This window comes from Acidovorax sp. GW458-11-26-14-TSB4, from assembly GCF_059423865.1.
The window spans coordinates 948,079-970,349 of record NZ_JBWKYR010000001.1; the positions used below are offsets into that span (position 1 = coordinate 948,079).

The 22,271-nt window shown below is 67.2% G+C and carries 17 protein-coding genes; 6 read left to right on the forward strand and 11 right to left on the reverse strand.

Features of this window, described 5'->3' with window-relative positions:
• Positions 1 to 52 precede the first annotated feature (52 nt).
• The 9 genes from AC07X5_RS04585 to AC07X5_RS04625 all read right to left on the reverse strand — a co-directional run bounded on the left by AC07X5_RS04585 (position 53) and on the right by AC07X5_RS04625 (position 11,238).
• Positions 53 to 1,162: a Bug family tripartite tricarboxylate transporter substrate binding protein gene (locus AC07X5_RS04585; protein WP_494769191.1), complete on the reverse strand. Its 1,110-nt coding sequence runs from the start codon at positions 1,160 to 1,162 to the stop codon at positions 53 to 55.
• 219 nt (positions 1,163 to 1,381) lie between these two features.
• Positions 1,382 to 2,368 (reverse strand): tripartite tricarboxylate transporter substrate-binding protein, encoded by a 987-nt coding sequence (locus tag AC07X5_RS04590; protein WP_409960288.1) that lies wholly within the window; start codon positions 2,366 to 2,368, stop codon positions 1,382 to 1,384.
• Positions 2,369 to 2,712: 344 nt separating this feature from the next.
• Positions 2,713 to 3,963, reverse strand: coding sequence for a phenylacetate--CoA ligase family protein (locus AC07X5_RS04595; RefSeq protein ID WP_494769192.1), 1,251 nt, complete (start codon positions 3,961 to 3,963; stop codon positions 2,713 to 2,715).
• Positions 3,964 to 3,999: 36 nt separating this feature from the next.
• Positions 4,000 to 4,815, reverse strand: coding sequence for an ABC transporter ATP-binding protein (locus tag AC07X5_RS04600; protein ID WP_409960286.1), 816 nt, complete (start codon positions 4,813 to 4,815; stop codon positions 4,000 to 4,002).
• Between the two features lie 132 nt (positions 4,816 to 4,947).
• A complete protein-coding gene (locus AC07X5_RS04605; protein WP_494769193.1) occupies positions 4,948 to 6,276 on the reverse strand; it encodes an ABC transporter substrate-binding protein in 1,329 nt (442 codons plus the stop codon).
• 126 nt (positions 6,277 to 6,402) lie between these two features.
• The gene (locus AC07X5_RS04610) at positions 6,403 to 7,479 is read right to left on the reverse strand and encodes a branched-chain amino acid ABC transporter permease (protein ID WP_409960284.1); all 1,077 of its coding nucleotides are present in this window, start codon (positions 7,477 to 7,479) and stop codon (positions 6,403 to 6,405) included.
• A 34-nt stretch (positions 7,480 to 7,513) separates the two neighbouring features.
• Positions 7,514 to 8,443 (reverse strand): branched-chain amino acid ABC transporter permease, encoded by a 930-nt coding sequence (locus AC07X5_RS04615; protein ID WP_409960283.1) that lies wholly within the window; start codon positions 8,441 to 8,443, stop codon positions 7,514 to 7,516.
• Positions 8,444 to 8,464: 21 nt separating this feature from the next.
• Positions 8,465 to 9,250 (reverse strand): ABC transporter ATP-binding protein, encoded by a 786-nt coding sequence (locus AC07X5_RS04620; protein ID WP_494769466.1) that lies wholly within the window; start codon positions 9,248 to 9,250, stop codon positions 8,465 to 8,467.
• A 41-nt stretch (positions 9,251 to 9,291) separates the two neighbouring features.
• On the reverse strand, positions 9,292 to 11,238 hold the full coding sequence (locus tag AC07X5_RS04625) for an AMP-dependent synthetase/ligase (protein WP_494769194.1): 1,947 nt from the start codon (positions 11,236 to 11,238) through the stop codon (positions 9,292 to 9,294).
• A gap of 230 nt (positions 11,239 to 11,468) precedes the next feature.
• Here AC07X5_RS04625 and AC07X5_RS04630 point away from each other — a divergent pair, with 230 nt between their 5' ends.
• Both AC07X5_RS04630 and AC07X5_RS04635 read left to right on the forward strand, forming a co-directional pair.
• On the forward strand, positions 11,469 to 13,223 hold the full coding sequence (locus AC07X5_RS04630; RefSeq protein WP_494769195.1) for an ExeA family protein: 1,755 nt from the start codon (positions 11,469 to 11,471) through the stop codon (positions 13,221 to 13,223).
• A 5-nt stretch (positions 13,224 to 13,228) separates the two neighbouring features.
• Complete coding sequence (locus tag AC07X5_RS04635) at positions 13,229 to 14,014, forward strand: general secretion pathway protein GspB (protein ID WP_494769196.1); 786 nt, start codon at positions 13,229 to 13,231, stop codon at positions 14,012 to 14,014.
• A gap of 12 nt (positions 14,015 to 14,026) precedes the next feature.
• On the opposite strand, the gene AC07X5_RS04640 is transcribed toward AC07X5_RS04635, so the two are convergent.
• The gene (locus tag AC07X5_RS04640) at positions 14,027 to 15,196 is read right to left on the reverse strand and encodes an ABC transporter substrate-binding protein (RefSeq protein ID WP_494769197.1); all 1,170 of its coding nucleotides are present in this window, start codon (positions 15,194 to 15,196) and stop codon (positions 14,027 to 14,029) included.
• 140 nt (positions 15,197 to 15,336) lie between these two features.
• Here AC07X5_RS04640 and AC07X5_RS04645 point away from each other — a divergent pair, with 140 nt between their 5' ends.
• Positions 15,337 to 16,086: a Crp/Fnr family transcriptional regulator gene (locus AC07X5_RS04645; RefSeq protein ID WP_494769198.1), complete on the forward strand. Its 750-nt coding sequence runs from the start codon at positions 15,337 to 15,339 to the stop codon at positions 16,084 to 16,086.
• 9 nt (positions 16,087 to 16,095) lie between these two features.
• On the opposite strand, the gene AC07X5_RS04650 is transcribed toward AC07X5_RS04645, so the two are convergent.
• Positions 16,096 to 17,787 (reverse strand): methyl-accepting chemotaxis protein, encoded by a 1,692-nt coding sequence (locus tag AC07X5_RS04650; RefSeq protein ID WP_494769199.1) that lies wholly within the window; start codon positions 17,785 to 17,787, stop codon positions 16,096 to 16,098.
• Between the two features lie 393 nt (positions 17,788 to 18,180).
• On the opposite strand from AC07X5_RS04650, the gene AC07X5_RS04655 reads away from it, so the two are divergent.
• From AC07X5_RS04655 to AC07X5_RS04665, 3 genes are read left to right on the forward strand one after another with little or no spacing between them, the layout of a single operon-like run.
• Positions 18,181 to 19,080, forward strand: coding sequence for a DUF4394 domain-containing protein (locus AC07X5_RS04655; protein WP_494769200.1), 900 nt, complete (start codon positions 18,181 to 18,183; stop codon positions 19,078 to 19,080).
• Positions 19,077 to 19,715 carry a methylamine utilization protein gene (locus AC07X5_RS04660; protein WP_494769201.1) on the forward strand — a complete coding sequence of 213 codons (639 nt, stop codon included), beginning with the start codon at positions 19,077 to 19,079 and terminating at the stop codon, positions 19,713 to 19,715. The genes AC07X5_RS04655 and AC07X5_RS04660 overlap by 4 nt, the downstream gene beginning before the upstream one ends.
• On the forward strand, positions 19,712 to 22,063 hold the full coding sequence (locus AC07X5_RS04665) for a putative bifunctional diguanylate cyclase/phosphodiesterase (RefSeq protein ID WP_494769202.1): 2,352 nt from the start codon (positions 19,712 to 19,714) through the stop codon (positions 22,061 to 22,063). The genes AC07X5_RS04660 and AC07X5_RS04665 overlap by 4 nt, the downstream gene beginning before the upstream one ends.
• The last annotated feature ends 208 nt before the right edge of the window (positions 22,064 to 22,271 follow it).

A 22,271-nucleotide genomic window follows, 5' to 3' on the forward strand; every position in this document is an offset into this window, starting at 1 on the left:
CCGCATGAAAAGGGCCCGCTCATGCGGGCCTTCGCTGGGGCTATGGCGCGCCTCAATCCACCTTCGCTCCCGACGCCTTCACCACCTGCGCCCACTTCTTGTGCTCGGCATCGATGTGTTTGGCGAACTCGGCCGGCGTGTTGCCGCCGGGGATGGCGCCCTGGGCCATCAGGCGCTCCTTCATCGCTGGTGAGGCCAGGGACTTGGCGACCTCCTGCTGGATGCGGTTGACGATCTCGGGCGGGGTGCCGGCGGGGGCCAGCAGGCCGAACCAGGAACTGGCCTCGTAGCCCTTGAGCGTGGGGCCGCCGGCCTGCTCGACCGTGGGCACGTCGGGCAGGGCGCCCGAGCGCTGGCTGCTCGTCACGGCCAGGGCGGTGAGTTTGCCGGCCTTGATCTGCGCCATGGACGAGGGCAGGTTGTCGAACATCACGTCGGCGTTGCCGCCCACCAGGTCGAGCAGGGCCGGGCCGGAGCCACGGTAGGGCAGGTGCAGCATGAAGGTGCCGGTCATGCTCTTGAACAGCTCGCCCGCCAGATGGATGGAGGTGCCATTGCCGCTCGATGCCATGTTGAATTTGCCGGGGCTGGCCTTGGCCACGCGGATGAAGTCCTGCACATTGGTGATGCCCAGGGACTTGGCCTTGTCCACGTTCATCACCATCACATTGGGCACGGCGGCGACCATGGTGATGGGCACGAAGTCCTTGATCGGGTCATAGGGCAGCTTGGCGTACAGCGCGCGGTTGATTCCATGCGTGCCCACCGTGCCCATGAGCAGGGTGTAGCCATCGGCCGGGGCCTTGGCCACGATCTCGGCACCCACGTTGCCGCCAGCGCCGGCCCGGTTGTCCACGACGAACTGCTGGCCGAACACGCGCGACAGGTCGGGCGTGAGCGCGCGGGCCAGGATGTCGGTGGTGCCGCCGGGCGCAAACGGCACGACGATGCGCACCGGCTTGTTGGGCCATGCGCCTGCCGCAGGGGCCGCTGCCGGCTGCTGTGCATGGGCCGACCGGGGCAGCAGCAGGGCGCTGGCGGTGGCCACGGCCAGGGCGCCCAGCGCGCTCAGGGTGAAGGCCATGGCTATGGCCTTGCGGCGGCTGCGGGCGCGGGTTTTCGCGGCGATGGCGGGGTGGGTGCTGCGGGCGTGCTGTGCCATGGAACTGCTTTCTTGAAGAGCTGGGTGTATGCCTGCATTTCTACGCGGGCGCGCGCGCTCCGTGCAGATGGATTACCCGAAGACCAGGTCTGGAATGCGACCGGGACTGATGCAAGTCAATCCGGTGTCTCGGCGGTCCAGGCGCAAAAAAGCCACCAGGCCCGGGAGCGTGGTGGCTGGCGCAGCGCACAGTGGTGTGCGCGCACGGTGTGGCGGCGATCAGTCGGCGTAGGTGCCTGCGGCCTTGATCACGGCAGTCCACTTGTCGATCTCGGACACCACGAACTTCTTGTGTTCTGCGGGTTCGACGCGCTTGTCGGTCACGACCACGGCGCCCAGGCCTTCCTGCTTCTTGATGAAGTCGGGGTCCTTCAGGGCCACCTTGAGGGCGTCGTTGATCTTCTTGGCGATGTCAGGCGGCGTGCCCTTGGGACCGTACAGGCCGTGCCAGATGGTCACTTCGAAGTTCTTCACGCCGGACTCGGCCAGCGTGGGCAGGTCCTTGAGCAGGGGCGTGGTCAAGCGCTTCTGGGTCGTCACGGCATAGGCCTTGACCTTCTTGGCTTCGATCTGGCCCGAGGTGTTGGTGGTCTGGTCGCACAGCAGGTCGATCTGGCCGCCGATCAGGTCGGTGATGGCAGGTGCTGTGCCCTTGTAGGGAACGGGGGTCATGTCGATCTGCAGCGCGCTCTGGAACATCAGGCCGCACAGGTGTGAGGCGGAGCCCAGGCCGGCGTTGCCGATGTTGATCTTGCCCTTGTTCTGGGTCAGCCAGGCCGACAGTTCCTTGTAGTTGTTCGCGGCCATGGTGGGGCGCGCGATCAGCGTCATGGGCACGTCGTTGACCATGCCCAGGTACTCGAAGTCGTTGGGCACGCTGAAGGCCAGCTTGCGGTACAGCGCGGGCATGGTGGACATGCCGATGTGGTTGAGCAGCAGGGTGTAGCCGTCCGGCGCGGCGCGGGCGACGCGGGCGGCGCCGATGGAGCTGCCGGCACCGGCGGTGTTGTCCACCACCACGTTGGCGCCCAGGGGCTTGCGCAGGGCTTCGGCCAAGTCACGGGCCACGCGGTCGGTCGGGCCGCCGGCAGCGAAAGGCACCACGATGGTGACCGTCTTGTCCTTGGATGGATATTCCTGCGCGGCGGCGCCGAAGGCGGCTGCAGCCGCTGCGGCCACAAGGGCGAGTTGGATCAGTTTTTTCATGAGTGCTCCTCTGTAAAAGACGGGCCATGATATCCAGCGACCCTTTCGCCAGTATTGCGGGAATTACGTACCATGCAGGGGGTAGTGGCTTTGAGCGAAATTCGCCTCAAAAGCACTGTATGCCGTCACTCAATGCTACTGAAAAAGGAGCTCATTAAGGGTAAACACTGGCGCTGAAAGGGGGCAGCGTTTTCCCTTGGATTGACCTTTGTCAGAGGTTCTGGAGGGGTTGCCGAAAATGCGGTTTCACACCGCACCCATATCTCCAGAATATGCCTATATATAGAGAATATGGGCGCGCTCGATTAATCCCCCATGGGTCCAATGGACTACAAGCACGCACGTCAGCGGTAGCTGCGCGCGTCCTCGATCACGCGCCCATCGTTGGGCAGGCTGCCGGGGGGCAGCATCTGCACCTCGCCGCGCAGCTTGGTCACCTCGCGGATGGCGTCGCCCAGTTGCCGGGCGAGGCCCTCGGCGGTCTCGGTGGTTTCCACCTGCAGCAGCATCTGGTCGTTGGCCATCTCGCCGCTGACCACCAGACGCGCGCGCAGCACCTGGGGAAAGCGCCGCGCGATGGTGGCCACCTGGCCGGGGTGCACGAACATGCCGCGCACCTTGGTGGTCTGGTCGGCCCGGCCCATCCAGCCCTTGATGCGGCTGTTGCTGCGGCCGGTGGGGCAGGTGCCGGGCAGCACCGCCGAGAGGTCGCCGGTGCCAAAGCGCACCAGGGGGTAGTCGGGGTTCAGAGTGGTCACCACCAGTTCACCTACCTCGCCCTCGGGCACGGGGTCGCCAGTGCCGGGGCGCACGATCTCCACGATCACGCCTTCGTCGAGCACCAGGCCCTCGCGCGCTGCGGTCTCGTAGGCAATGAGGCCCAGGTCGGCGGTGGCATAGCACTGGTAGCCGGTGATGCCGCGCTCGGTGAACCAGTCGCGCAGCGAGGGCGGAAAGGCCTCGCCCGAGACCAGGGCCTTGGTCACGGTGGGCAGCGCCACGCCCATCTCGGCGGCACGCTCGACAATGAGCTTGAGAAAACTCGGCGTTCCGATGTAGCCCGCAGGCCGGAGCTCGGCCATGGCCTGCACCTGCTGCTCGGTCTGGCCGGTGCCGCCGGCAAACACGGTGCAGCCCAGGGCATGGGCACCCGTTTCCATCATGGAGCCGGCAGGCACGAAGTGGTAGCTGAAGCTGTTGTGGATGAGTTCGCCCGGCCGAAAGCCGGCGCTGTACATGGCGCGCGCCATGCGCCAGTAGTCACGCCGCGTACCTTCGGGCTCGTAGATGGTGCCGGGGCTGGCAAACACACGCGGCATGGCCGCTCCGAAGGCCAGCGCGCTGAAGCCGCCAAAGACGTTGGTGGCGCGGCCGGCCTGCTGGCGTTCGAGCAGCTCGTGCTTGCGCGTCACCGGCAACTGCGCCAGCGCGGCGCGGCTGGTGATGGCGGAGGCGTCGATCCCCGCGAGGATGTCGGCGAAGGCGGGAGACGACTTCTGCGCATGGGCCACCTGGCCGGGCAGTGCTGCGAGCAGGGCGGCTTCGCGCGCATCGGGCGCGCGGGTTTCAAGATCGTCGTAGTGGGCTGCGGTCATGGAATGCTTTCGGGTGCGGTCGATGCAAGTGCGTGTTCAGGCCAGCCACCGCTTGCGGCGCTTGTAGCTCTTCACATCCTTGAAGCTTTTGCGCTCGCCACCACCCACGCCCAGGTAGAACTCCTTGACGTCCTCGTTGCTGGCCAGGTCGCTGGCTGCACCGTCCATCACCACGCGGCCGCTTTCCATGATGTAGCCGTAGTCGGCGTACTTGAGCGCCATGTTGGTGTTCTGCTCGGCCAGCAGAAAGGTGACCTTCTCCTTGGTGTTCAGGTCCTTGACGATGTTGAACACCTCCTCCACGATCTGCGGCGCCAGGCCCATGGAGGGCTCGTCGAGCAACACCATGCTGGGGTTGGCCATCAGCGCACGGCCGATGGCGCACATCTGCTGCTCGCCGCCCGAGGTGTAGGCCGCCTGGGAGGTGCGCCGGGTCTTCAGGCGCGGAAAATAGTTGTAGACCTTCTCCAGGTTGGCGGCCACCTCAGCCTTGCTGGTGCGGGTGTAGGAGCCCGTCATCAGGTTTTCCTCGATGGTCAGGTGGGCAAAGCAATGGCGCCCCTCCATCACCTGCACCACGCCGCGCTTGACCAGGTCGGCCGGCGAAAGGTTCTCGATGCGCTCGCCGCGCAGCTCGATGCTCCCTTTGGTGACCGCGCCGCGCTCACCCTGCAGCAGGTTGGATACCGCCCGCAGCGTGGTCGTCTTGCCCGCCCCGTTGCCGCCGAGGATGGCCACGATGCTGCCTTCGCGCACCTGCAGCGAGACCCCCTTGAGCACCAGGATCACGTGGTTGTAAATGACCTCGATGCCGTTGACGTTGAGAACGATGTTGTGTGCTTGCTGTTCCATGAGTCGTTACCGGTTGACCAATCGGCAGGCCTGGTGGCGCACGCATCGCGTCCGCTGCAGGCCTGTCGGCTGGCGGCTCCATGCGGAGCCGCACCGTGGGCGCAGGGCGTCACACCCTGCTTGCCATTCACATCACGACTGGCAGTCTGCGGCGTCGCGCCGGCTCATCTTCTTGTCGGCCAGGTACTTGTCCGCGCCGGCCTTGATCATGGGCTTGAGGATCTGCTCGTCGGCCTGGTACCAGTCGGACGAGAAGTTCCACTTGCCGCCGTCCCAGGTATGCACGCGGGCCCAGGTCGAGCCCATGTGGTCGGCGCAGCTCGTGGACAGGGGGCGCATCACGCCGCCAAAGCCCATGGCGTCGAGCTTCTTCTGGTCCAGGGCCAGGTTTTCCATGCCCCAGCGCACCTGCTCGCCGGTCATGACCTTGCCCTTGCCGAAGCGCTCCTGCGCGCGGCGCACCGACTCCACGGCCAGCATCTGGATGATCACGCCGCGCGTGTACAGCACCGAGCCCACTTCGTCCTTGGGACCCGTGCCCTGGCCTTTTTCATGCACGTGCTTGAGGATGTCCTGGATCACCTTGGGCTGTGTGCCCGAGGTATTCAGCGCCAGCGCGTTGTAGCCCTTGGCACCCTCGCCCACGTCGCGCACGTCCGGCTCGGCGCCGGCCCACCACACGCCGTACATCTTGTCGCGCGGGTAGCCCGTGGCCTGGGCTTCCTTGAGGGCGGTGGAGTTCATCACGCCCCAGCCCCACAGCAGCACGAAGTCGGGGCGGCTCTGGCGCACCTGCAGCCAGGTGGCCTTCTGCTCCACTCCGGGCGCGGTCACGGGCAGCATCTGCAGCTCGAAGCCATGCATCTTGGCGCGCTCCTGCAGCAGCGGGATCGGTTCCTTGCCGAACGGGCTGTCGTGGTAGACCAGGGCGATCTTCTTGCCCTTGAGCTTGTCCATGCCGCCGGCGCCTTTGCCGATGTGCTGGATCAGGATGTCGGCGCCGGTCCAGTAGCTGCCCATGAACGGGAAGTTCCACTTGAAGGCCTGGCCGTCCTGCGCCACCGACAGGCCGTAGCCCAGTGTCATCAGCGGGATCTTGTCCACAGGGGCCTTCTCGGTCAGCGCGAAGGTGATGCCGGTGGCCTGCGGGTCAAACAGCGACACGCCGGGCCTGCCCTTCAGGCGCTCATAGCATTCCACGCCGCGGTCGGTGGCATAGCCGGTTTCGCATTCTTCAAAGGTGAGCTTGACGCCGTTGATCCCGCCGTCGCGCGCGTTGATCATCTTGATGTAGTCCTGCTTGCCGTTGGCCCATGGCACGCCATTGGGGGCATAGGGGCCGGTGCGGTAGGACAGCAGCGGGAAGAACTGCTCCTTGGCCTGCGCGAGGGCGCTCGTCGCCACGGACGAGGCGCCAGCGGCCACCACCGCGGCGGCGATCACGAGTTTCGAAAGCTTCATGGATGTCTCCTTTGGATGAATGTGTTGAAGCACGGGAAAAACCAAGTTAACGGCAACGCGGGAAGGCGGTATGAGGACTTGCGTGTAAGGGGTTTCCTGGGAGGGCTGGCGCAGTGCGCTCGCTCTTCAGTGCGGGAAGGGCCACAGGCGCAGCTTCTGCTTGCCCGTGGACCACAGCTTGGCCAGGCCGTGGGGCTCCACGATCAGGAACCACACGATGAGTGCACCGAAGATCATCAGCTCGGCGTGCGAAACGCCCGCCGTGGAGATGGAGATGCCGAAGATGCCCAGAAAGGCCGGCAGGAACTGGTTCAGGAAGATGGGCAGCACCACGATGAAGGCGGCGCCGAAGAAGGCGCCCATGATGGAGCCCAGGCCGCCGATGATGACCATGAACAGCAGGCGGAAGGACACTTCCACCGAGAAGGCCGCCGGTTCCCAGGCACCCAGGTGTACGAAGGCCCAGAGCGCACCGGCCACGCCGATGATGAAGGAGCTCACGGCGAAGGCGCTGAGCTTGGCGTACATGGGGCGGATGCCGATCACCGCGGCCGCCACGTCCATGTCGCGGATGGCCATCCACTCGCGGCCGATGGCGCCGCGCACCAGGTTCTTGGCCAGCAGGGCCACCACCACCAGCACCGCCAGGCAGAACAGGTACTTGGAGGTCGCGCTGTCGATGGGCAGGCCGAAGACCTGCAGGTTGTTCACCGAGACCGAACCCGAGTCGGAGTTGTTGGTGAACCACTTGATGCGCAGGAACATCCAGTCGCTGAAGAACTGCGCGGCCAGCGTCGCCACCGCGAGGTACAGGCCCTTCACGCGCAGGCTGGGCAGGCCGAACAGGATGCCGAAGAAGGTGGCACACAGGCCGCCCAGGATCAGGGCCGGGACCAGCGGCATGCCGGGGATGCGCACGAAGAAGTTGTAGGCCCCGTAAGCCCCCACGGCCATGAAGGCGCCCGAGCCCAGCGAGATCTGCCCGCAGTAGCCGACCAGGATGTTCACCCCCAGGGCCGCCAGCGCCATGATGACGAAGGGGATCAGGATGGCGCGGAAGGCGTAGTCGCTGGCCAGCGCCGGCACGGCGACGAAGGCCACGGCCAGGATGAGAAGGATGGCGATGCGGTCCTGCGCGATCGGGAAGATCTGCTGGTCGGCGCGGTAGCTGGTCTTGAACTGGCCGTTTTCGCGGTAGAGCATGAAGGTCTCCTGTGCTGGTTGTTGTTATGGCCGGTCAAACGCGATCAATGATCTTCTCTCCGAACAAACCTTGCGGTCTGAACAGAAGAAACACCAGCGCCAGCACGTATGCAAACCAGATCTCGATGCCTCCGCCCACATAGGGCCCCAGGTAGACCTCGGAGAGCTTCTCGCCCACGCCGATGATCAGCCCGCCGATGATGGCGCCGGGCACCGAGGTCAGGCCACCCAGGATGACCACCGGCAGGGCACGCAGCGCCACGGTGGTCAGCGAGAACTGCACGCCGAGCTTGGAGCCCCAGATCATTCCGGCCACCAGGGCGACCACGCCGGCCACGCACCAGACGATCACCCAGATGCGGTTGAGCGGGATGCCGATGGACTGGGCGGCCTGGTGGTCGTCGGCCACGGCGCGCAGGGCGCGGCCGGTGGAGGTCTTCTGGAAGAACACGCTGAGCAGCACCACCAGCGCGGCGGCGATGCCGGCGGCGATCACGTCCTCCTTGTTGACCAGGATGCCGCCCTGGAACATGGATTCGAGCAGGAACACGGGGTCCTTGGGCATGCCCACGTCGATTTTGTAGATGTCGCTGCCGAAGATCGTCTGGCCCAGGCCTTCGAGGAAATAGGTGATTCCGAGCGTCGCCATGAGCAGCGTGGCGCCTTCCTGGTTCACGAGGTGGCGCAGCACCATCTTCTCGATCAGCCAGGCGACCACGAACATGATGGTGCCAGCGATGATGAAGGCCGCCACCGTGGCCACCACGGGGCTCGCGATGCCGGTCCACTTGGGGATCCATTCGGCAAAGCGCGCCATGGCCAGGGCCGCGAACAGCACCATCGCACCCTGAGCGAAGTTGAAGACGCCCGAGGCCTTGTAGATCAGCACGAAGCCCAGTGCCACCAGCGAGTACAGCATGCCGGCCATGAGGCCGCCGATCAGTGTTTCGAGAAAGAATGCCATGGTTGTTGTTCTCCTGGTCGATCAGTGCGAGGTGCCCAGGTAGGCACTGATCACGTCGGGGTTGCTGCGCACCTCGTCGGGCGTGCCGTCGCCGATCTTCTTGCCGTAGTCGAGCACCACCACGCGGTCGGAGATGTCCATCACCACGCCCATGTCGTGCTCGATGAGCACGATGGTGGTGCCGAATTCGTCGTTCACGTCCAGCACGAAGCGGCACATGTCCTGCTTTTCCTCGACGTTCATGCCGGCCATGGGCTCGTCGAGCAGCAGCACCTGCGGCTCCATGGCCAGGGCGCGGCCCAGGTCCACGCGCTTTTGCAGGCCGTAGGGCAATTGGCCCACGGGGGTCTTGCGGTAGGCCTGGATTTCCAGGAAGTCGATGATGTGCTCGACGAACTCGCGGTGGCGGATCTCCTCGCGCTCGGCCGGGCCGATGCGCAGGGCCTGCAGCAGCAGGTTGCTTTTGATCTTGAGGTTGCGGCCGGTCATGATGTTGTCGATCACGCTCATGCCCTTGAACAGCGCCAGGTTCTGGAAGGTGCGTGCCACGCCCATCTCGGCCACCTGGCGCGAGTTCATGTGCGAGAAGGTCTTGCCGCGGAAGGTGATCGAGCCCTCGGACGGCGTGTACACGCCGTTGATGCAGTTGAGCATGGAGCTCTTGCCGGCGCCGTTGGGTCCGATGATGGCGCGGATTTCGTGCTCCTTGACGTTGAACGAGATGTCGGTGAGCGCCTTCACGCCGCCGAACCGCAGGCTGATATTCTTGACGTCCAGGATGACGTCGCCGATCTTCTTTGGGTTCATGGTGGGCTGCTGTTGCTTGTCGGGCGGGTAGAGCGTGGGCTTCATGCGGCGGCCTTGACAGGGGTGAAGGTCTTTGTGTCCGACAGCTTGAGCGTGGCGCTCACGCTGCCGGTGCGGCCGTCCTCGAACTTGACCTGGGTCTCGATGAACTGCTCGGTGCGGCCGGCATACAGCGCCTCCACCAGCACGCCGTACTTCTCGGCGATGAAGCCGCGGCGGACCTTGTTGGTGCGCGTGAGCTCGCCGTCGTCGGCATCGAGTTCCTTGTGCAGTACGAGAAAGCGGCTGACCTGGCTGCCTGCGAGCAGGGCGTCATTGGCCAGGTCGGCATTGACCTTCTCCACGCACTCGCGGATCAGTTCGTACACTTCGGGCTTTTGCGCCAGATCGGTGTAGCCGGCATAGGGCAGGTTGCGGCGCTCGGCCCAGTTGCCCACGGCGTCGAAGTCGATGTTGACCATCACGCAGACCTTCTCGCGGCCATCGCCCAGGGCGACCACCTCCTTGATGTGCGGGAAGAACTTGAGCTTGTTCTCCACGTACTTGGGTGCGAACATGGCGCCATCGTTGGCACCCCCCTTGATGCGGCCCACGTCCTTCACGCGGTCGATGATCTTCAGGTGTCCATGCGCGTCGAGAAAGCCGGCGTCGCTGGTGTGGTACCAGCCATCGGCCGTGAGCACCTCGGCCGTGGCCGTGGGGTTCTTGTAGTACTCCTTGAGCAGGCCGGCGGATTTGACGAGGATCTCGCCGTTGTCGGCGACCTTGATCTCCACGCCGCGGATGGGCACGCCCACGGTGTCGGCGCGCGCCTGGTTGTCGGGCTGCAGGCAGACGAACACGGCGGTCTCGGTGGAGCCGTAGAGCTGCTTCAGATTGATGCCGATGGAGCGGTAGAAGGTGAACAGATCCGGGCCGATGGCCTCGCCGGCCGTGTAAGCCACCCGCACGCGCGAGAACCCGAGGTTGTTGCGCAGCGGGCCGTAGACCAGCAGGTTGCCGAGGGCGTACTTGATGCGGTCGAGTGCGCCCACGGGCTGGCCGTCCATGAGCGCCGGGCCCACGCGCTGGGCCACGGCCATGCAGGCCTGGAACATCTTGCGCTTCAAGGTGCCGGCGTCTTCCATGCGGATCATCACGCTGGTGAGCAGGCCTTCGAAGATGCGCGGTGGCGCGAAGTAGTAGGTCGGGCCCACTTCCTTCAAGTCGATGGTCACGGTGCTGGCCGACTCCGGGCAGTTCACCACGTAGCCGCAGGCCAGCCATTGCGAGTAGCTGAAGATGTTCTGGCCGATCCAGGCCGGGGGCAGGTAGGCCAGCACTTCTTCGTTGCCGGTGAGCTTGTCGAACTCGGCACCGGCCGAGGCGCGGTCCAGCAGGGTGCTGTGCGTGTGCACCACGCCCTTGGGGTTGCCGGTGGTGCCCGAGGTGAAGAACATGGCGGCCACGTCCGTGGGCTGCGCCTTGGCGACCTCGTTGCGGAACCACTCTGGATGCTGGGCGGCGAAGGCCTTGCCGGATTCGATCAGCGCATCCAGCGACGACAGGCCCTCTTCCTGGTAGTTGCGCAGGCCGCGCGGGTCGTCGAAGAAGATGCGGGCGATCAGCGGGCATTGCGCGCGGATCTCGAGCAGCTTGTCCACCTGTTCCTGGTCTTCCACCAGGCAAAAGCGCACTTCGGCGTTGTTGAGCGGGAAGATGCATTCGGCACCCACGGCGTCCTGGTACAGCGGCACCGGAATGGCGCCCAGCGACTGCGCGGCCAGCATGGTGGCGTAAAGGCGAGGGCGGTTGGCACCGATCACCACCATGTGCTCGCCGCGCGTAAGACCCGCCTGGTGCAGGCCGGCCGCCACATGCTCCACCAACTGTGCCAGGTCGGCCCAGCTGTGGGCTTGCCAGATGCCATATTCCTTTTCGCGCAGGGCCGCGGCCGTGGGGCGCTCGGCGGCATGCTTGAGCAGCAGTTGCGGGAAGGTGGTCTTCATTCCGGTTCCTAAAGGTAAAAGGTGTCCGCCCGGTGACAGCCGGGAGCGCGGCCTTGTGGCTGCGTACGGGATGAATGCTAGGACTGACTTTGACGTCGTCTTGTCTTGCCGACGACAATCTACGGGAAACTACTCCTTGGGTGAAACCCTGAACCGCCCTGAAACGGTTGCGTGGGGTGGCGCGCGCCGGGTTTGCGGAACGCTTCACGGTGGGGCGGTATCCTCACGGGATGTACGCCCCGTTCTTCGGTCTCCAGCACCCGCCGTTTTCCATCGCCCCTGACCCTCGTTACCTGTTCATGAGCGAGCGGCACCGGGAGGCGCTGGCCCATCTGCTCTATGGGCTGGATGCGGGCGGTGGTTTCGTGCTGCTCACGGGTGAGGTGGGGGCCGGCAAGACCACGGTGTGCCGCTGCTTCCTGGAGCAGATCCCCGAGAACTGCAACGTCGCCTACATCTTCAACCCCAAGCTCACCGTGGGCGAGCTGCTGCGCTCGATCTGCGACGAGTTCGGCGTGCCGCACAAGCCTGCCGTACCCGGGCTGGAGACGGTCAAGGACTGCATCGACCCGCTCAATGCCTCGCTGCTGGCAGCGCATGCGAGCGGCCGCAACAACGTGCTCATCATCGACGAAGCGCAGAACCTCGAAGCCGACGTGCTCGAGCAACTGCGCCTGCTGACCAACCTGGAGACGGCCGAGCGCAAGCTGCTGCAGATCATCCTGATCGGCCAGCCCGAGCTGCGCAGCATGGTGGCGCGGCCCTCGCTGGAGCAGCTTGCGCAACGCGTGATCGCGCGCTTTCACCTCGATGCGCTGAGCGCGCAGGAGACGCAACAGTACATTGCGCACCGCATGGCCGTGGCCGGCCTGCACGGTCCCGTGCCTTTCAGCCGCCGGGCCCAGAGGCGCGTGCATGCGCTGTCGCGCGGCATACCGCGGCGCATCAACCTGCTGTGCGACCGGGCACTGCTCGGCGCCTATGCGGCTGGTGTGCGCGAGGTGAGCACGGCCATTGTCGAGCGCGCAGCGCGTGAGGTATTCGGCGCCCCGGTGCCTGCGGGCGCCGGGGCAAAGTCCGGCCTGGTGGGTCTGCCCCGCTGGGCGCTGGCCGGAGCCGGGGTCTTGGCGGGCGCGGCCCTGGTGGCTGCGGCCGGGTGGGCCCTGGGCCTGCGCCCGTCGCAACCGCAGGCAGGCGCCGTGCAGGCGAGCAGTGCTGCGGGCAGCCCTGCCAAGGCCGCCCCACAGCGCGCTGCGTCGGCGCCCGCTGCCAGGCCGCCAGCGGTTGTCGCCTCTGCACCGGCCGTGGCTGCATCCGCCGCGTCTTCGGCAGCCTCCTCGCCGGCGCTTGCCGCACCGGCCCCGGTGTCCGGCCTGCAGCAGTTCCTGCTGGCACAGGCGCCCAGCGATGCCTCGGGCTGGCAGGCGCTGGCGTCGGCCTGGGGCGCCACCTTGCCGGAAGGCGCCGATGCCTGCACCACGCTGCCGCGCGATGGGCTGCGCTGCTACCGCAACCGCCGCGCGGGCTTGAACCTGATCCGCCAGATCGACCGGCCGGTGCTGCTCACGTTGTTCCCCTCAGAGGGTGACAACGCCGTCTTTGCCCTGCTGCGCAGCCTGGACGAGGAGGTCGCCGTCCTGGAGAGCGGGGGGCGCACCCTGCACGTGCCGGTGACCGACCTGGCCCAGGTATGGCGCGGCGACATGGCTACGCTGTGGCGCGCGCCGCCCGGCATGCCCGACAAGGGCGAGATCACCGAGAACCCGGCGGGCGCGGCGTGGCTCGATGCGCGCCTGGCCTCCAAGGCCGCTGGCGGCCTGGGACCGAGCAGCCGGCCCATGACGCCAGCGCTGCGGCAGTCGCGCATCCACCGCTTCCAGCTGGCCCAGGGCGTGACGCCCGATGGCCGAGCCGGCCCCCTGACCCTCATGCTGCTCAACCGCGCCGCTGGCGTGAAAGAACCGCGCCTGCGCACCGGAGCCTGATTCCCATGTCCTACATCCTTGATGCGCTGCGGCGCGCTGAAGCCGAGCGGGGCCGGGGCGCCGTGCCGGGCATCCACACCCAGGCCATGCCGGCTGCCGGGGTACCTGCAGAGCGAACCGGCTCGGCCAATCTCCTGCTGATCGGCACGGCGGTGGTGGCGGTTGCCGCACTGGCGGCAGGCGGCACCTGGTGGGCCATGCAACGGCCGGCGGGCGCCCCTGCCGGTAACGCGACCGTTGCCGTTGCGCCGTCCCTTTCCCCCGCGCAGGTCCCTGCGCCGCTCCCCGCACAGGCCCCCGTGGCGCCTCCGGTCGTGGCGGCGCCGTCCCCCGCGCCTGCGGTCACGGCGGCTCCAACGCCTGTGCCAGCCCCTGCTCCGGCGCCAAGCCAGCCTCTGGTCCCGTCAGCCGTTGAGCAGCGGCCTGTGGTGCCCAAGCGCGTGGCCGAGCCCGCGCGCGAAAAGCCTGTCCGCGAAGCGGAGCCCGTGCGGCGTGATGCCGCTCCCGCTGCTGCTGCCAATTCCGCAGCGGCAGCCGCTCCCGCAGCGCCGCCCAATGGCCCGGTGTTCGCCCAGAACGACCTGCCGCCTTCCGTGCGCGAGCAATTGCCGGTGTTGCAGGTCACGGGTGCCACCTACTCCAGCAACCCCGCGCACCGCATGGCCATCGTCAATGGGCAGGTGCTGCAGGAGGGCGACCAGGCTGCACCCGGGCTCAAGCTCGAACGCATCGAGCAGGGCCGCACGGTCTGGTCGTTCCGCGGCTACCGCTACGCCGTGGCGCCGCAGTAGCCGGCTTTTGGTTCAGCGCAGGAAGCGCCCGTCACGCCCGATCAGCGTGAGTTCGACAAAACGCGAGGCATTGCGGTCCGGCGTGCTGGCGTTGATCTCGAAGCCGCCCAGGTCCCACTTCTTGAGATTCCAGGTGGCGTCGATGAAGGCCGCGCGCGTGGGGTTGCGGCCGGCGCGCTGCAGCGCCTCGGCAAACACCCGGGCGTTCAGGTAGCCCTCCAGCGCCAGGTGCGAGGCCTCGGCCGTGGCGCCGGAGGCCTTCCAGGCGGTCTGGAAGTCGCGCACCACCGGCATCACCACGTTGGATGGCAGGGGCACCACCTGCGAGATGGCCATGCCCGTGGCGTCGGCGCCGAGCGCCTTCACCGTGGCAGGCGTGCCCATGACCGACAGCGCGTACAGCGTCACGCCGCGCTTGAGTGCGCGGAACGCCTTCACGAACTCCAGCGTGGGCTTGCCCGCCAGGCCGATGACGATGGCCTCCAGGTCGGTGCCAGCCAGCCTGGCGGCCGCGGCGCCTGCGTCCGAGGCATTGCTCTCCACCGTCACGTTGACGGCGGCAGGCAGCTTGAGCTTGCCCATGGACTGCTGGGCGGCGCTGAACACCTCTTTGCCGAAGGCGTTGTTCTGGTAGACGATGCCGATGCGCTGGATGCCGATGGTGGACAGGTGCTGCACCAGCTTTTCGGCCTCGTCGGCGTAGCTGGCGCGGATGTTGAACACGCTGCGTGCGTTCTTCGTGCGGCTCAGCAGGGCGCCGGTGAACGGTGCGAAGAACGGCACGCCACTGTCCACCACCTTGGGCAGCATGGCCTCGATCATGGGCGTGCCCATGCAGTTGAAAAGGGCGAAGTTGCCAGGGTCGGCCAGGAAGCGGTCCACATTGGCCAGGGCCTTGGGCACCTCGTAGGCATCGTCCAGTGTGGTCAGCTCGATGTTGCGGCCATGGATGCCGCCCTTGGCATTGATGCCTGCGAAGGCCGCCTTGGCGCCCTGGTGCATGGCGGAACCCAGGTCACCCAGGGGGCCGGTGAGGGCCGTGGACTGGCCGATGCGGATCGGCGCGTCCTGGGCCAGGGCACGGCTGCTGCCTGCATGTACCAGGGGCAAGGCGATGGCGCCAGCCAGCAGGGTGCGCCGGCGCAGTGCCGGCTTGGAGGGGTGGGTACCGCCTGTCGTCATGTCGTGATGTCTCCGTACTCTTGGAATGGGGGCCCAGGTCCCCTCGGAAGGCCATCATCGGCAGCCGATTGGTGAAAATCTATCGTTGCGGCGACAATTCGGATCGTGGTATTCCCTCACGCATTCCGCCGTCGAGTTCCATGAACCAGGATCTCTCACTGCACCAGCGCCGGCGCCTGCCCACGCAGGCCGAGCTGGCCAATATTCCCTGGCTGACGCAATTGCAGCCGGCCGAACGCGAGCGTGCCGAGGCAGCGCTGCTGGTGGGCGATGCGGCGCCTGGCGACTACGTGTGCCGCGTGGGCCGGCCCGTGACCTACTGGTTCGGCGTGGTGGAGGGCCTGCTCAAGATGAGCAGCGACAACGCGCAGGGCCAGACCATGACCTACACCGGAGTGCCGCCCGGCGGCTGGTTCGGTGAAGGCACGGCCATGAAGCGCGAGCCCTACCGCTACAACATCCAGGCGCTGCGCAAGAGCATCGTTGCGGGCCTGCCGATCGACACCTTCCACTGGCTGCTGGACCATTCCATCGGCTTCAACCGCTTCGTGATGAACCAGCTCAACGAGCGCCTGGGCCAGTTCATCGCGGCGCGCGAGATCGACCGGCTGAACAACCCTGACGTGCGCGTGGCGCGCAGCCTGGCCTCGCTGTTCAACCCCGTGCTCTACCCCGGTGTGGGCGAGGTGCTGCGCATCACGCAGCAGGAACTGGCCTACCTGGTGGGACTGTCGCGCCAGCGCGTGAACGAGGCGTTGGCGGCGCTGGAAGGGCAGGGCGCCATCCGCGTGGAATACGGCGGCCTGCGCGTGCTGGACCTTGCGGCGTTGCAGTCCAGCATCTTCCAGCGGCTGGCGGAGCCGCGCGCCGCCGCTGCCGACACTGCGTAGCTGCGGCTGTCAGCCGCGCGGCAGGGCGGGAACGCCTGCCTTGCGCTGGCCCACCATGGGGGCGGGTGTGGGGACTGCCGCCACGGCTTCGGGCGAGCCCTGCCATTCGCGGTCGTCGGTACGGTCGCGGCGCAGGCGGAAGGTGTGCACCATCTGGGTGAGGCGGCCGGCCTGTTCCTTGAGGCTGTCGGCGGCGGCGGCGCCTTCCTCCACCAGGGCGGCGTTCTGCTGCGTCATCTCTTCGAGCGCACCCACGGACTGGCTGACCTCACCGATGCGCTGGCTCTGCTCCTGCGTGGCGGCAGTGATCTCGCCCATGATGTCCGAGACGCGGCGCACGGAGGTCACCAGTTCCTCGATGGTCTTGCCCGCATGGTTCACGAGGGTGCTTCCCTCCTGCACATGCTCGACGCTGGCGCTGATCAGGGTCTTGATCTCGCGCGCGGCCTGGGCGGCGCGGCCGGCCAGGCCACGCACCTCGCTGGCCACCACGGCAAAGCCGCGGCCCTGCTCGCCCGCACGGGCGGCCTCGACCGCCGCGTTGAGGGCCAGGATGTTGGTCTGGAAGGCGATGCCGTCGATCACGCTGGTGATGTCGGCGATCTTGCGCGAGCTGCCGCTGATGGTGTCCATGGTGCGCACCACCTGCGAGACCACTTCGCCGCCGCGCGTGGCCGCATCCGATGCCGAGGAGGCCAGCTGGTTGGCCTGGCGCGCGGCGTCGGCGCTTTGCGACACGGTGCCCGTCAGGTCGGCCAGGGCATTGGCGGCGCCTTGCAGGTTGTGCGAGGTCTGCTCGGTGCGCTGGCTCAGGTCGAGGTTGCCCGAGGCCACTTCGGAGCTGGCCACGAGGATGGATTCCGCCGTGCCGCCGATGTCCCCCACCAGGCTGCGCAGGCGGTCCTGCATGGCGGCAATGGCTTCGAGCAGGCGGCCGGTCTCGTCGTGGATGCGCACTTCCACCTGCGAGGTGAGATCGCCGCGCGCAATGCGCTCGGCCACCACCACCGCGCGGCCGATGGGGGCCGTGATGCTGTTGGTGATGCGCCAGGCGATGAGAGCCCCCAGGCCGATGGCCAGCAGCACCAGGATGCCGCCGGTCCAACGGGCGCGGCTCTGGGTCACCTCTGCCGAGGCGGTGGCCTGGCTGTTCAGGGTGTTCTGCAATTCGATCAACTCGGCCAGCTTGCCGCGCCAGGCAGCTTCCAGCGGCGCGACCTTGGTCATGAGGTTCAGCGTGGCGCTGACGGTATCGCCATCGTCGGCGGCCTTCATGGCAGCATCCAGCTCGGGACGGGTCTTGCGGCCCAGGTCCTGCACTTCGGCCAGCAACTTGCGCTCGGCGTCCGTAGTGCCGTCGGCCTTGAGCAGGTCTGACAGGCTGGCCTCCTGGCGCGCATAGCCCTGCATGGATTTTTCGGCGTTCTTGATCTGGTCGCGCGCCTGCTTGGGATCGATCTCGTTGAGCATGGCGGCAGAGCGGCTCTGGATGCCGATGGCGCTCACGCTGTCCAGCATTTCATTGACCAGCCGGGTCTTGGTGGTCCCGGTGCCGGTGACCTGCAGCAGGTGTTCATGCAGCTTGCCTACGGAGAGCTGGCCCACCGCAGCCACCGCCATCAGCAGTACCAGCAGGCAGCCGAAGCCCAGGCCCAGGCGGCTGGAGATCGACAGAGATTTGAGGGACGAGGCGGCCGGCATGGAGGTCCTTGGCTGTTGTGAATTCGATGGAATGGCACGAAGCAATAACGGTGCCCAGACCGGCTATAAGCCTGGCAACGCTCGTGGCGCGTGTGGGCGCACACAGTGTAGGGACAAATGTCACAAAGTGTTATGAGGCTTGCGGATGGCCCTATGCGCAGCAGACATGCCGTTGTTACAAATTGGGCGCGCGCTCCGGTCCGGCGGACAAACGCCTCGGGAGCGTGGGGTGCATGCCCCTCGGCATGCCGTGAAACCCCTCCTGTTACATATATCGCATGGGGATGATGCTATCGTTTTTGATGTAATTGGCACCGAGGTATGGTCACTCTAATGCAGCATGCCAAAGCCTGATCGGGTATAAACCCGTTACAGTTTCAGCAAAGGTCTTCCATGAGCGTCTTCAACACTTCCCGCCGCCTGCGCGGCATTCTGGGCACGCTGGTGTTGCTGGGCCTGGCCGCTTGCGCCAGCGGCCCGACGCCCGATGCCTCGGAGCACCGCGAGCGCCTTGTGGCCGTGACGGCAGACCATGAGCTCATCGTGTTCGACGCACGCCGGCCCGACACCATCCTGGAGCGCCGGCGCGTGACGGGCCTGGCCGCTGGCGAGCGCCTGATCGGTCTGGATTTCCGCGTGGCCAAGGGCGTGCTGTACGCCCTGTCGCAGGCGGGGCGCCTGTACACGCTGGATATTTCCAGCGGGGCCCTGACGGCGGTGGGCACCGCGCCGGCCGCGGTATCGCTCACGGGGGCCGCCTTCGGCTTCGACTTCAACCCGGCGGCAGACCGTATCCGCGTGGTGTCGTCCTCCGGGCTCAACCTGCGGCTGCATCCCGATACGGGCGCCCTGGTCGATGGCGACGCCGCGCAGCCGGGCGTGCAGCCCGATCCGGCGCTGCACTACGTGGCGGGCGACGTGAATGCCGGCCGCGCTCCCGACGTGGTGGCTGCCGGCTACACCTACAACCCGCAGGACAGCAAGATCACCACCAACTACGCCATCGACCGCGCCCAGGGCGTGCTGGTGATGCAGGGCTCGCAGGAAGGCGCCACGCCCGTGGTTTCGCCCAACACCGGCCAACTGCGCACCGTGGGGTCCCTCGGCCTGGGGCCGCTGTCAGACGCTTCCTTCGATATCTCCGACGTGGGCAACGTGGCCTTGCTGACCGCGCGCACCTCCGCCGATCCGCGCTCCCGCCTGTACAAGGTGGACCTCGCCTCCGGCCGCGCCGTCCTGCTGGGCGTGGTCGGTAATGGTGCGGCATTGGCGGGCATGGCCATAGAACCATGAGCGCGCAGCCCGTCCTGGCACAACGGCTGCTGCGGCACGCACTGGTGCTGGCGGGCGGGATGGCAGCCATGGCGGGCTTGGCGCAGGCCGCCTCCGTGCAGGTGGACCTGACCGACGCGGCGGGCAAGCCCCTGGCCGATGCCGTGGTGTTTCTCGAGTCGGCCGAGGCCAGGCGCCTGGTCAAGCCCCAGGCGGGCGTGGAGATGGCGCAGGAAAAGCGCCAGTTCGTGCCGGTGGCCATGGTGATCCCGGTGGGAACGGAGGTGCTGTTCCCCAACCGCGACACGGTGCGCCACCATGTCTATTCCTTCTCTCCGGCCAAGAAGTTCGAGCTCAAGCTCTATACTGGGACACCCAGCAAGCCGGTGCTTTTCGACCAGGCCGGCGTGGTAGTGCTGGGCTGCAACATCCATGACCAGATGGCCGGCTGGATCCTGGTGGTGGAAACGCCCTACTACGCCAGTTCGCCCGCGACCGGCAAGGCGCAGATCGACAATGTGCCGGCGGGTACCTATAAGCTCCGGGCCTGGCACAACCGGCTGCCGGTGGGCGCCCCGGCCCTGGAGCAGGCCCTGACCGTGCCGGCCACGGGCACTGCCAGTACCTCGGTGCGCATGGCGGGGCTGCAGCCTTGAACCTGTCCCTGCTGCGGCGCAGCCTGATCCTGAGGCTGGTGGGCATCTCGCTGCTTTTGCTGCTCATCGTGCAGGCCGCCGGCTTTGCGGTGGTGCGCGCCACCATCGAGCGCAACGCGCGCAGCCAGATCGCCCGGGCCCTCGATACCGACGAGAACGTCTGGCTGCGCCTGCTGGACCAGAACGCGGACAAGCTGCGCCAGGGCTCTGCCCTGCTGGCGGCCGACTACGGCTTTCGTTCAGCCATCAATTCCGACGACGCGGAGACCATCCAGTCAGTGCTGGAGAACCATGGCAGCCGCATCGGCGCTGCGGTGACGGCGCTGCTGGGCACCGATCTGCAGTTGCGCGCCGCCAGCCTGTCGGACGACATGGTGGAGTTTCCCGCCACGCTGCGCCAGGTGGTGCCGCCGCTGGCGGCCCAGCCTCAGAGCAGCCAGGTTGCGGTGATGGCCGGCGTGCCCTACCAGTTCGTGATGGTGCCCATGCGCGCGCCGCTGGTCATCGGCTGGGTGCTGATGGGCTTTCCCATCGACCAGCCGCTGGCCGAGGAAATGCGGCGGCTGCTGTCGGTGCAGGTGGCCGTGGTGGTCCTGGCGGCCGATGGCAGCGTATCGGTGCCCGTGGCCACGCTGTCGGCACCGGCGCTGGTCCGCCTGCACCACCAGGGCCTGCCGCTGGCGGAACTCAGGACCGACGAAGGGACACTGCTGGTGCGCGAGGTCCCCTTGGGCAACGCCGGCATCGGGGTGAAGACGCTGCTGCTGCGCTCGGTGGACGAGGTCGTGGCGCCATACCAGCGGTTGCAGGTGCTGCTGGCCATCATCACCATCGCGGGCGTGCTGCTGTTCGCGGCCGGCACCGGTCTGGTGGCCCAGCGCCTGACCACGCCGCTGCGCTCCCTGCTGGCGGCCACGCAACGCCTGTCGCGCGGCGAGTATGGGGTTCCCCTGGGCCACACGGACCGCAAGGACGAGATCGGCAACCTGGCCCGCTCCTTCGACCGCATGCGTCTCGATATCGGCAGCCAGCAGGCCGAGATCCGCCGCCTGGCCTACTGGGACCGGCTCACCGGCCTGCCCAACCGGGAGCGCTTTCGCGAAGCCGTGGTGCATGCCATCGACGCCCAGGTGGGGGACGCCCTGCGTCCCCTGACGGTGCTCACGCTCGACCTGGACCGCTTCAAGCACGTGAACGACGTGCTCGGCTATGCCTTCGGCGACCGCCTGCTGCAGGCCGTGGCCGAACGCCTCAAGGAGCAGGTGACGGGTGACAGCGACATGGTGGCCCGGCTCGGGGGCAACGAGTTCGCCATGCTGCTGCTGCGCACCGACGCCAAGGGGGCCCAGGCCATGGCCCAGCGCATCGCGCAGTCCTTCGAGGAGCCGCTGGCCTTCGAGGACCAGACCGTGGACCTGAGCGCCGGCATGGGATTCGCCTGCTGGCCCGCCGATGCAGAAGATGCCGACACGCTGCTCAGCCATTCCGAGATCGCCATGTACGCTGCCAAGCGCAAGCTCAGCGGCGCGCTGCGCTACGATGCGTCGTTCGATTCGGCCAGCACCCAAACCCTGTCGCTGCTGACCGAGCTGCGCCACGCCGTGGAGCACAACGAGTTGCGCCTTTACCTGCAGCCCAAGGTGCCGCTGCACGGGCAGGGCGGCCTGGCTGCCGAGGCCCTGGTGCGTTGGCAGCACCCCCAGCGCGGCCTGGTGCCGCCCATGGACTTCATCCCGTTTGCCGAACAGACGGGCTTTGTGCGCCAGCTCACGCTGTGGATGTTCGAGGAGGTGGCGCGCCTGCTGGCCGATCCGCGCACGGCAGACATGCCTCTGCGCATCTCGGTCAACCTGTCCACGCGCGACCTGCTGGACCCCGAGCTCAGCACGCGCCTGGGCACCATCCTGGCCCGCCATGGAGTGCAGGCCAGCGCCTTCTGCCTGGAGATCACCGAAAGCGCCATCATGGACGACCCCCAGCGTGCCGAGGCCATGCTCAACCGGCTGTCCGAACAGGGCTTCAAGCTGTCCATCGACGACTTCGGCACCGGGTACTCGTCACTGGCCTACCTCAAGCGCCTGCCGGTGGACGAACTCAAGATCGACAAGTCCTTCGTGATGGGCATGGAGTCCGGCGAGGACGATGCGATGATCGTGCGCTCCACCATCGACCTGGCCCACAACCTGGGCCTCACGGTGGTGGCCGAAGGGGTGGAGACCCTGGCCGTCCTGGACCGGCTGCGGGCCCTGTCCTGCGACGAGGCGCAGGGCTACCACATCAGCCGGCCGCTGGGTGCCGAGGATTTCCTGGCGTGGCAGGCGCGCCAACTCGCGGCAGCCGCCCCATGAGGGTCCTGGCGCGCCGTTGTTGAGCGGTTGCGCCCCCAAAGTGGCTGCGCAGGGGTGAAAATACGGGCAATGCCTTCTTCCCGTACCCCTGCCGCCCCGCCCGCCGAGCCCGAGGGCCCGCCCCGGCGCGCCGTGCTGCGCCGCCCGGCCGCGCCTGCGGCGCCAGCCACCCCCTCCACCGCCACGCAACGCGCCCTGGCCGCCCTGC